Source organism: Rhodoferax sp. (assembly GCF_039922535.1).
Lineage (GTDB): Bacteria > Pseudomonadota > Gammaproteobacteria > Burkholderiales > Burkholderiaceae_C > Rhodoferax_B.
On record NZ_JBDTEM010000014.1, the window covers coordinates 1 to 9506 of the forward strand.

Genomic DNA, 9506 nt, shown 5'->3' on the forward strand with positions numbered 1-9506 from the left:
CCCCGTCGCACAACCCGCCCGAAGACGGCGGCTACAAGTACAACCCCACCAATGGCGGCCCGGCCGACAGCGACATCACCGGCTGGATTGAAAAAGCCGCCAACGTGCACCTGGAAACCGGCCTGAAGGACGTGAAGCGCATGCCCTACGCCCAGGCCCTGCGCGCCGACACCACCCACCGCCACGACTACGTGACCACCTATGTGGCCGATCTGGCCAATGTGATCGACATGGACCTGATCCGCAGCGCCGGCGTGCGCATGGGCGTGGACCCACTGGGCGGCGCTGGCGTGCACTACTGGGCCCGGATTGCCGAGAAATATGCGCTGAATCTGAATGTGGTGAGCGAGCAGGTGGATGCCACTTTCCGCTTCATGTCGGTGGACTGGGATGGCCGCATCCGCATGGACCCGTCCAGCAAGAACGCCATGGCCTCGCTGATTTCGCTCAAAGACAAATACGACATCGCCTTTGCCTGCGACACCGACCACGACCGCCACGGTATCGTCACCCCCAGCGTGGGCCTGCTGCCACCCAACCACTATTTGGCGGTGTGCATCGACTACCTGTTCCAGAACCGCCCCGGCTGGAGCGCGCAGGCCGGTGTGGGCAAAACCCTGGTCAGCAGCGGCATGATCGACCGCGTCACCGCGCGCCTGGGCCGCACGCTGTACGAGGTGCCCGTGGGCTTTAAATGGTTTGCCAACGGCCTGTGCGACGGCAGCCTGGGCTTTGTGGGCGAAGAAAGCGCGGGCGCGTCCTTCCTGCGGCGCGACGGCAGTGTCTGGACTACCGACAAGGACGGCCTGGTGCCCGCCTTGCTGTCCGCCGAAATGATCGCCCGCACCGGCCGCGACCCCGGCGAGTCGTACAAGCTGCTGACCGATGCCTTCGGTGCCCCGGCCTACGACCGCATCGACGCACCCGCCACGCCCGAGCAAAAGAAGAAGCTCGGCAAGCTCACCCCGCAGCAGATCACCAGCTCCGAGCTGGCGGGCGAGCCCATCACCAAGGTGCTGACCACCGCCCCCGGCAACGGTGCCAGCCTGGGCGGCCTGAAGGTAATGACGGAAAACGGCTGGTTCGCCGCGCGCCCCTCGGGCACCGAGAACATCTACAAAATCTACGCCGAAAGCTTCCACGGCGAGGAGCATCTGCGCCGCATCACCCAAGAAGCGCAGGGTATTGTGGATGTGGCTCTGGCCTAATTTGCTATTGAATAAGTAGCTGCCAGCGCAGGTTCTACCTGCGCTAGAGTACTTTTTTTATCTGTATTTTTAAAGGATTTCCAGCGTGCTGGTCTTGATCTTGGTGGCGGGGCTGTGGGCTGGTTTGCAGAACTCTTTAGCCGGTGGTGGCTCGTTCGTCACCTTGCCCGCGTTGATTTTGTCGGGCATGTCGCCGCTGGCGGCCAATATCACCTCCACCGTAGCGCTGTTTCCGGGCCAGGTGACGGCCGGCTTTGCGGGCCGCAAGCTGGTGACCGGGGCAGGGCGTTTGCCGTTTTGGGCGCTGCTGTTGGTCAGCGTGGTGGGTGGGGCCCTGGGTGGCTTGCTGCTACTGCACACCCCATCGGACATTTTTACCCGGCTGGTGCCCTGGCTGGTGCTTTTCGCTACCGTGGTGTTTGCCTGGGGCAGCTTTTTTCGCAAGCCGGGGCAGGCATCGGTACACATCAGCCCCGTGGGCGCGGCGGTGGCGCAGTTTTTCATCGCCATCTACGGCGGCTACTTTGGCGGCGGCATTGGTTTCTTGATGATGGCGGCGCTGACGATGGCGGGTTTGCCTACCCGCAATGCCGGGGCCACCAAGAACGCGCTGGCCGGCGTGATGAATGCAGCAGCAGTGGTTTTGTTCGTCACCTCGCCCGAGGTGCATTGGCAGCCCGCCTTGGTGCTAGGTGCCGGGGCGATTGTGGGCGGGCTTATCGGCTCCTGGGCGCTGCACCGGGTGAACGAGAAATATCTGCGCATCGCCATCGTCTGCATCGGCGTGTGCCTGACCATTGGCCTGTTTGCCAAGCCGCTATGAGTGCCCCTAGCAAAGCCCAGTTCCGCCTGCGCATCTACCGCGATGCCAGCATTGCCATCGGCCCGGGCAAGGTTGATCTGCTGGAAGCCATTGCGCAGACCGGCTCCATCTCGGCCGCCGCCCGGCAATTGGGCATGTCGTACCGGCGCGCCTGGGTGCTGGTGGATGAGATGAACCGCGCACTGGTGGCCCCCGCCGTCACCACCGCCGCTGGCGGCGCGCAGGGCGGCGGCACGGCGCTGTCGCCGCTGGGTGAAAAGCTGGTGCGGCATTACCGGGCGGTGGAGGAGGCTGCCCGGACGGCGGCCGCTGCCGACATCGCGGCGCTGCAGGCCTTGCTGGCGCCTTAGCGCTATATCCGCGTGGATACAATGCGGGCCATGTCTGCATTGCTCGCCACCATGGACTGGTTTCCCCTGCTGCTGTCGCTCAAAGTGGCGGCGGTGGCGACGCTGCTGGCCACCATCGTCGGCATCGCACTCGGCTGGATCTTCGCCCGCAAATCTTTCCCCGGCAGCGGCGTGCTGGAGGCGGTGTGCATGCTGCCGTTGGTGCTGCCACCCACGGTGATCGGCTACGCGATTCTGGTGGCGGCCGGACGGCGCAGCCCGCTGGGCAGCTGGCTGCGGGCGCACCTGGACTACACGATTATTTTCAGCTGGCACGGCGCGGTGGTTGCTTCCAGCATCGTCGCCTTGCCGCTGGTGCTGAAGTCGGCCAGCGCCGCTTTTACGGGGGTAGACCGTTCGCTAGAAGCGGCGGCCAGCACGCTGCGCCAAAGCCCGTTGTCGGTGTTTTTGCGCGTCACTTTGCCCCTCGCATGGCCCGGCATTCTGGCGGGCACCTTGCTGGCCTTCGCCCGCGCCATGGGCGAATTTGGCGCGTCGCTGATGGTGGCCGGCTCGATTCCGCAGCAAACCCAAACCCTGTCGATGGCGATTTACGACGCGGTGCAGGCCGGGCAAGACGACCTGGCGCTGCTGCTGGTGGCCATCACCTCGGTGCTGTCGATCACCGTGCTGGTGCTGTCAAACCGCTTTTTTTCACTCCGCTAAGGAACCTATTCATGCGTCTTCTCAGCCTATTCTTGCTCGTACCGTTGGCCGTGGGAGCCCAGCAAATCACCGTCTCTACCGCCGCCAGCCTGACCGATGCGTTCAAAGAACTCGGCCCCAAGTTCGAAGCCAGCCAGCCCGGCAGCACCGTGCGCTTCAACTTCGCCGCCTCGGGGGTGCTGTTGCAGCAGATCAGCCAGGGCGCGCCGGTGGACGTGTTCGTCAGCGCCGACCAGGACACCATGGACCGGGCCGTGGCGCAAAAGCTGATCGACCCCGACAGCCGCAAAAACTTTGTCACCAACAGCCTGGTGCTGGTGGAACCCGGCAAAGACGGCCCCGGCCTCAAAACCCTGCAAGACCTGACCGGCCCTGCGGTGCGCAAAATCGCCATCGGCAAACCCGCCACCGTGCCCGCAGGCCGCTATACCCAGCAAACCCTGACCAGTGCCCACCTCTGGACCGTGCTGGAGCCCAAGTTTGTGCAAGCCGACAACGTGCGCCAGGTGCTGGACTACGTGAGCCGCGGCGAGGTGGAAGCCGGTTTCGTCTACCGCACCGATGCCACCTTGTTTGGCGACAAGGTGAAGATCGTTCTCACCCCGCCCGGCCACACACCGGTGTCGTATCCGCTGGCGGTGGTCAGCGACAGCAAGCAGAAGGCCGTGGCACAGAGCTTTGTCAACTTCCTGTTCACCGACGCGGCACAGCAGGTCTTGGCTAAATACGGCTTTGGCAAACCTTGATCGATGTAGACATCCAACTCACGGTTTCCGATGGCCGCAGGCGCTTCGATCTGGCCGTACGCTTCGCCAGCGATGTGCCGTTTGCAGCGCTGTACGGCCCATCGGGCGCAGGCAAAACTTTGACTTTGCAGGCCATTGCCGGGTTGCTGCGGCCCACACGGGGCCGCATTCGGCTGGATGGGCGCACGCTGTTTGATGCGGCGCAAAAAATCAACATCCCCACGCCCCAGCGCCGCGTCGGCTACCTGCCGCAAAACTACGCGCTGTTTCCCCATTTGTCGGTGCAGGAGAACATCGCTTTCGGCTTGAAAAGCTGGCGCAAACGCAGTCTGTCGGCCACAGAACACGCGCACATCCAGACCCTGCTGGACAGCTTCGGCTTGGCCGCCCTGGCCCACAGCCGCCCGGCCACGCTGTCCGGCGGGCAGCAGCAGCGGGTGGCGTTGGCGCGGGCGCTGGCTTGCCAGCCGCAGGTGCTGCTGCTGGACGAGCCGTTTGCCGCATTGCACCCCAGCCTGCGCCACAGCCTGCGCGAAGAGCTGGCCCAGGTGCGCAGCCAGTGGGGCATTCCGGCGCTGATGATCACCCACGACGTGGAAGACGTACTGGCCCTTGCCAATGTGGCTTTTGTGTTCGATGCGGGGCAGGTGGTGCAAGAAGTTCACCTGCACGATGCCAGCAGCCGCCAGTTTGCGCGGCAAGCGCTGGGTGGCACCGAACTGGATGCGTCTCCGCTACGACAGAAGTTGCGAGAAATGCTATTGAATAAATAGCTGCTTGCGCAGGTGGTATATGCGCTGAATGCACTTTTTATATATTTTCACCTGGGTGCTGCTGTCACCTCGGCCTGCCATCGGTTCAGGTTCTACGCGACATCAATCAATCCCCAGACTCACCGGAGACCATGCCCCGTGTCCATAGCGCTCGAAGCCCGCTTGCCCAAAGCGCCAGAGGTGGAGCCAGCCGTTGTCCAGCAATTGCCCGACGACCGCGTGCTTGCCAATCACCGCATTAATGGCGGCTTGGGGTGCGTCGATGACCACGGTGAGTCGCAGCGGCTCGTGCATCCAACGCTCGCCGTCATGCAGCGATTGGCGCGACAGGCCGATCCGTAGGTCGCCGCCATTGCCCTCGAACACGCCCAGGCAGCCACCCACCACGTTGTGTAGCAGTTTGTTGCCGCTGCCCAGGCGCTGCGGGTCGCAGGTGGACGCGTGGTACTGCCAGTTGATCCAGTGTGCGACCAGCATGGGGGCGGTCATCAGCAGCTCCAGGACGCTACCGTCGCCGTCTTGGCGGGCATCGTAGTCGTGCAGAAAACTGCGCCCGCCCAGCGCCAGGCCCCGGCTGCGGTGCCGGGGGGCGATCAAAAAAGCCGCATTGCCTGCCAGCCCCCATTCGGGTCGGGTCTGGGCCCCATCGTTGGCGCGCCGGCGCAGTTGGCCCAAGAGCATATCTTGCGGCGCAAGCGGGTCCAGTTGCAGGCTGGGGGCCCGCTCGCGGCGGACCAAGTCGCTGGCCTGGGCAAATACCGCTTGCAGCGTCTCCCACCGCGTGCGCGCTGTGGGCAGCAGCAGATCGAGATCAAAGCCCTCGATTTCATCGGTGGTGGTGTTGTGCAGCGCGGCCACGAACTGGGTGGACTCTGGGATGGTGAGCCCCTGCAAGTGCAGACCATGGCGGACTGCCGGGTCATTGAGCAGTTGCGCCAGGCTGCGCGCATTGACCTCGCCGGTCTGGCCGCAGCAGGCGCCGCAGTCCAGCCCGGCTGCGTGGGCGTTGTTGGTGGACTGGCTGCCGTGCCCTACGAGTAGCACCAGCGGTGCTAGCTGTTTATCCAGCCCCATCGCATGCAGCACCCGCGCGGCCAGCGCGACTTTTGCTGCAAGGTCCAGGCCCAGGAGTTGGGGGCGGCAGATGGGGCGGTAACGGGCAGGCAGGCCCTCCAGGTCGTCTCTGGCGCGCCCGTTTTTGCCCGGCAGCAGCCAATGGCCGAGTTTGCCGAGATAGCCCAGGCCTGCCGCCTCCACATAGGAGAAGGCGGCTCCCGGCCAGCGGCTGGCCGCGTGCCATTGGTCCGCCATGGCAAATCGCGCCTGGCGTGCGCGGCTGGCGGCAATTTGTTGCGCCGCATCGGCTTCGCGATGGGCCGCATCGGCGCTCACTATGCGGTCGCCCACCTCCATGGCCGCCGCGAGCAAGCCGGGCAATTGGGGCCGCCGGGCCTGCGTTGCCAAAGGGGTGTAGGCCACCGGCAGACCGAAAAAGCCTGCAAACCCCAGGGTCTGCAGGCCCGGCTGCGCGGCTTCCAACGCGCGGCGCAAAGGTTCGCTGCGCACATCGATGCAGAAGGCGGCCTGGACTTCAAGTTCTGCCGGTGCCGCGCCTACGCTGCTTGCCCCGGCCAGCTGCTGCGCCAGCCCGCGCTGGAAGCCGATCTCCAGCGCCAACTGCCACACCTCGTCGACCAGCAAGGCGCGTTCGGTCTCCTGCAGCACGGCGGGGGCCTGGCTCCAGGCATGTTGCAACGCAGCAAACGCCTGCCGCGGGGCCACATCGTCCTTGCACTCCAGCAGCAATGCACCCCAGGCCAGGCGGATGGCCAGTAACTCGCGCAGGTGCGAGTCTTGGTTGCCCGCCAAACCAGCCTGCCAGCCGAGATAAGCGCACCAGGATGCCCAGCCATTGACCGTTAACAGCAACGACTCCAGATAGTCTGCCCACACCGCCTGCGGCAGCCCCAGACGCGCCATCACCCAGCGCTCTGCTTCCAGCGCGGTGGCGGGCAAGGCGCTGATGGCCCGGCCGATGTGGGGCAAACGCATCAGCAGACCAATACCGTGGTCGTGCTGCAAGGTCTCTCGCCAGAAGGCATACAAGCCCTGGTCGCGCGCGGGCTGCCAGTTGGCCTGGTGTTCATCGAAATAGGCGGCGCAGGTCTGGCTGACCTGGTGTGTGAGGGCCTGCCGCCAGGACAGCCTGGCCTGGCGATTGGTGTCGGTGTCGAGCACATCGACCAGCAGCGGCAACTGCACGGGCGGCGCGCTGGCCTGCAGCGCATTGGCGCACTGTTCGGGCGTGAGGCCCGCCGCGTGTGCTTCGGGCAGCTGTTGCAGCGCTTGGGCCAGATCGGCGGCGGCGATGCGGCCATCGCGCCAGGCCTGCAGTTGCCGATCTCGCGGTGGAAAGACCTGGATGCCGCCCAGCACCGCCATGCGAGCGGCCACCCTGCGTACCGGCATGCCGATGCGCGACCAGTGTGGATTCACAGCGATGGTGCGGTCCAGCGGCCACGTGGGTGCAATCGCCTGGCAGGCTTGGCTGCAAGCCTGTTCTATCGCAGCATGCCGGGTCTCCAAGTGGGGGACGTATAGGGCCAGGCTTGGCTGCGCGTCGGTGTTCAGTAGGTCCGTCATCAGGTTCTCCGGTATGCCCGCTCAGCGTGGCGTATTGCGCTGCCGCGCCGTAGCAGCCTTGGGATCCACGCGCATGGAAGCCCCAGGCGTCCAGCGGGCGGGCCAAATGTGCAGGGCCAGACGGGTGTAGGCCTCGTCCAGATAGAAGCCCGCGTAGCTCCAACGACGCCAGCGCGACAGCAGCTGCGGCCAGCGTTGTAGCAGCGCTTGGCACAGGTACAAAGCCGCCATGCCCACCAGCGCGATCAGTCCCAGCCCTTGTTCCGGGGCATCCTGTATGCCCAGCGGCAGGGCATGCGCGGCCATGGCGGCAACCGTCAAGCCGGCCACCATCAAGAGTCCCATAAAGCCCTGTGCAAAGCGGGCGAGTAAATCGGCTTGCGCGCTCGGCAACCACAGCAAGGGAGCCCAGGCCAGGCCCAGCACAACGCTCCACCACCAGGGCCAGGGCGCATGCGCCACCAGTGCCAGCACCAAGAACACCACAGAAATCGCTAGCACCGGTGCCAGCACCAGGCTGAAGGCACTTGGTAAAGAGGTGCTGTGCAAGGCGCGTAAACGGGTCTGGCGTACGGTAGACGATGCCGACAGGAAGGCATGGGCCTTGTAGAGCGAATGCCCCACCAGATGCAGGGCGGCCAGGGTGTAAAGGCCCAGCGCGCATTCCAGCAGCAAGAAGCCCATTTGCGCTACGGTGGACCAGGCCAGCCGGACCTTGATGCTGATCCGGGTGAGCATCACCATGCCCGCCAGCACGGCAGTCGCCAAGCTGAGCACCAATAACAAGAGGCGCGCAGGGATGGCCTGTTCGAGCATCGGTGCGAAGCGAATCAGCACAAAGCCGCCCAGATTGACCACGCCCGCATGCAACAGCGCGGACACCGGCGTCGGTGCTTCCATCACCTGGATCAACCAGCCATGCACGGGTAGCAAGGCCGTGCGCAGCGTGACCGCCACCACCAGCAAAACGGCGCTGGCTTGCAAGGGTATGGACAGGCCCTGCTGGGCAATATGTGCCCACAGCGCCGACAGCGAGCCACTGCCTACCTGCCACCACGCCAGCGCCGTAGCGCCTAGCAGCATCACGTCGGCCAGCCGATCCGCAATGCGCTTTTTGTGCGCAGCCAGCAAAGCGAAAGGGCGATCCGGGTAGAAGCACAGCAGACGCTGCAGGGCTGCCCCTACCGATGCCCAGGCCGCAATCAGGACCAGCCAGTGGTCGGCCATCAGCAGCAAATGCACACTGGCCAGTACCGCAGCCAAGGCGGCAACATAGCGGCGCTGGCCGACTTCGCCTTGCAGGTAACGGGCCGAGAAGCCGCCAATGACCGTACCCAGCAACTGCACCAGCAGCGCCAGAACCATGCCCAAGGACGTGGTGGCTACCGCGCTGGGCCACAGCGGGCCGTTGGCTCCAGCCAGGATAGAAAAGCCGGTGAAAGCCAGCGAGGCGTAGGAAAGCGTATGAAATACCCGCCATAGCGTCGGTATAGAGACCCAATTCGCCCGCGCCAGCAGCGCCACGGACGCCATCAAAATGATCGGCGCCAAGGCACAGGCCAGATACAACATCTGGGGAATGTCCATTACATGACCTTTTTTAAATGCATTGCGAGGATGATGCTTGCGAAGAAGGCATACGTAAAATAGATTGATTAGAACGAATAAATATTTAAAAACGAACGATGAAGCTCGATCAGCTCAATTTTCACCACCTTTTCTATTTTTGGCGTGTGGCCAAACTTGGGCATCTCACCCGCGCTGCCGAGGAGTTGCATACCTCGCAATCTGCAGTTTCGGCGCAGATTCGCCAATTGGAAGAACGGATCGGCGAAAACTTGTTTGTCCGTGAAGGCCGTCGTCTGGTTTTGACCGACACGGGGCACCTGGTGCAGGCCTATGCCGACAACATTTTCGGTCTCGGCCAGGAAATGCTGGGGCGCTTGCAAGGTCGCTCGGCCGGCATCACCCGTCTGCGTGTGGGCAGCGTGGCCACCTTGTCGCGCAACTACCAGGAGAACTGGATACGCCCTTTGCTGGCCGACCCCACCGTGGTGCTGACCCTGGAGTCCGGGCTGCTGGAGGGGCTGCTGGCGCGGCTGGTACAGCACCAGCTTGATGTGGTGCTGGCCAATGAGAGCGTTCCCGCGGACCCTGGTCGTCCTCTGCATTGCCGGTTTTTGGGCAGCCAGGCTATCTCGGTGGTCGGGCCCGCCAGTCGGTGGGGCGCGCAGAGCCTGCGTATTCCTGAAGACTTG

At 64.3% G+C, this 9506-nt stretch carries 9 protein-coding genes; 7 read left to right on the plus strand and 2 right to left on the minus strand.

The window, feature by feature from the left end; genetic code table 11:
* From ABI213_RS00400 to ABI213_RS00425, 6 genes are all read left to right on the plus strand, one after another.
* Window positions 1–1208: alpha-D-glucose phosphate-specific phosphoglucomutase (locus tag ABI213_RS00400; protein ID WP_348025652.1), on the plus strand; the 1208-nt coding region annotated here is incomplete at its 5' end.
* Window positions 1209–1293: 85 nt separating this feature from the next.
* A complete protein-coding gene (locus tag ABI213_RS00405; protein WP_348006605.1) occupies window positions 1294–2031 on the plus strand; it encodes a sulfite exporter TauE/SafE family protein in 738 nt (245 codons plus the stop codon).
* Window positions 2028–2381: a LysR family transcriptional regulator gene (locus tag ABI213_RS00410; protein ID WP_348006606.1), complete on the plus strand. Its 354-nt coding sequence runs from the start codon at window positions 2028–2030 to the stop codon at window positions 2379–2381. The genes ABI213_RS00405 and ABI213_RS00410 overlap by 4 nt, the downstream gene beginning before the upstream one ends.
* A gap of 21 nt (window positions 2382–2402) precedes the next feature.
* Window positions 2403–3086, plus strand: a complete 684-nt coding sequence (gene modB / locus ABI213_RS00415) for a molybdate ABC transporter permease subunit (protein ID WP_348006607.1) — start codon at window positions 2403–2405, stop codon at window positions 3084–3086.
* Window positions 3087–3097: 11 nt separating this feature from the next.
* Entirely contained in the window at window positions 3098–3832 is a 735-nt protein-coding gene (modA, locus tag ABI213_RS00420; protein ID WP_348006608.1) for a molybdate ABC transporter substrate-binding protein, read from the plus strand.
* Window positions 3829–4605 (plus strand): ATP-binding cassette domain-containing protein, encoded by a 777-nt coding sequence (locus ABI213_RS00425; protein WP_348006609.1) that lies wholly within the window; start codon window positions 3829–3831, stop codon window positions 4603–4605. The genes modA and ABI213_RS00425 overlap by 4 nt, the downstream gene beginning before the upstream one ends.
* Window positions 4606–4707: 102 nt before the next feature.
* Here the strand turns inward: ABI213_RS00425 and ABI213_RS00430 are convergent, their stop codons facing one another.
* Together ABI213_RS00430 and ABI213_RS00435 are read right to left on the minus strand one after the other, a co-directional pair.
* On the minus strand, window positions 4708–7248 hold the full coding sequence (locus ABI213_RS00430; RefSeq protein ID WP_348006610.1) for a DUF2309 domain-containing protein: 2541 nt from the start codon (window positions 7246–7248) through the stop codon (window positions 4708–4710).
* Between the two features lie 21 nt (window positions 7249–7269).
* Window positions 7270–8835: an NADH-quinone oxidoreductase subunit L gene (locus ABI213_RS00435; protein WP_348006611.1), complete on the minus strand. Its 1566-nt coding sequence runs from the start codon at window positions 8833–8835 to the stop codon at window positions 7270–7272.
* Window positions 8836–8933: 98 nt separating this feature from the next.
* Here ABI213_RS00435 and ABI213_RS00440 point away from each other — a divergent pair.
* Window positions 8934–9506: LysR family transcriptional regulator (locus ABI213_RS00440; RefSeq protein ID WP_348025654.1), on the plus strand; the 573-nt coding region annotated here is incomplete at its 3' end.

Excerpts from the sequence above, each read along its gene's own strand:
- ABI213_RS00435 (WP_348006611.1), bottom strand. The coding sequence starts at position 8,835 with ATGGACATTCCCCAGATGTTGTATCTGGCCTGTGCCTTGGCGCCGATC.
- modA (WP_348006608.1), top strand. The coding sequence starts at position 3,098 with ATGCGTCTTCTCAGCCTATTCTTGCTCGTACCGTTGGCCGTGGGAGCC.
- modB (WP_348006607.1), top strand. The coding sequence starts at position 2,403 with ATGCGGGCCATGTCTGCATTGCTCGCCACCATGGACTGGTTTCCCCTG.
- ABI213_RS00430 (WP_348006610.1), bottom strand. The coding sequence starts at position 7,248 with ATGACGGACCTACTGAACACCGACGCGCAGCCAAGCCTGGCCCTATAC.
- ABI213_RS00410 (WP_348006606.1), top strand. The coding sequence starts at position 2,028 with ATGAGTGCCCCTAGCAAAGCCCAGTTCCGCCTGCGCATCTACCGCGAT.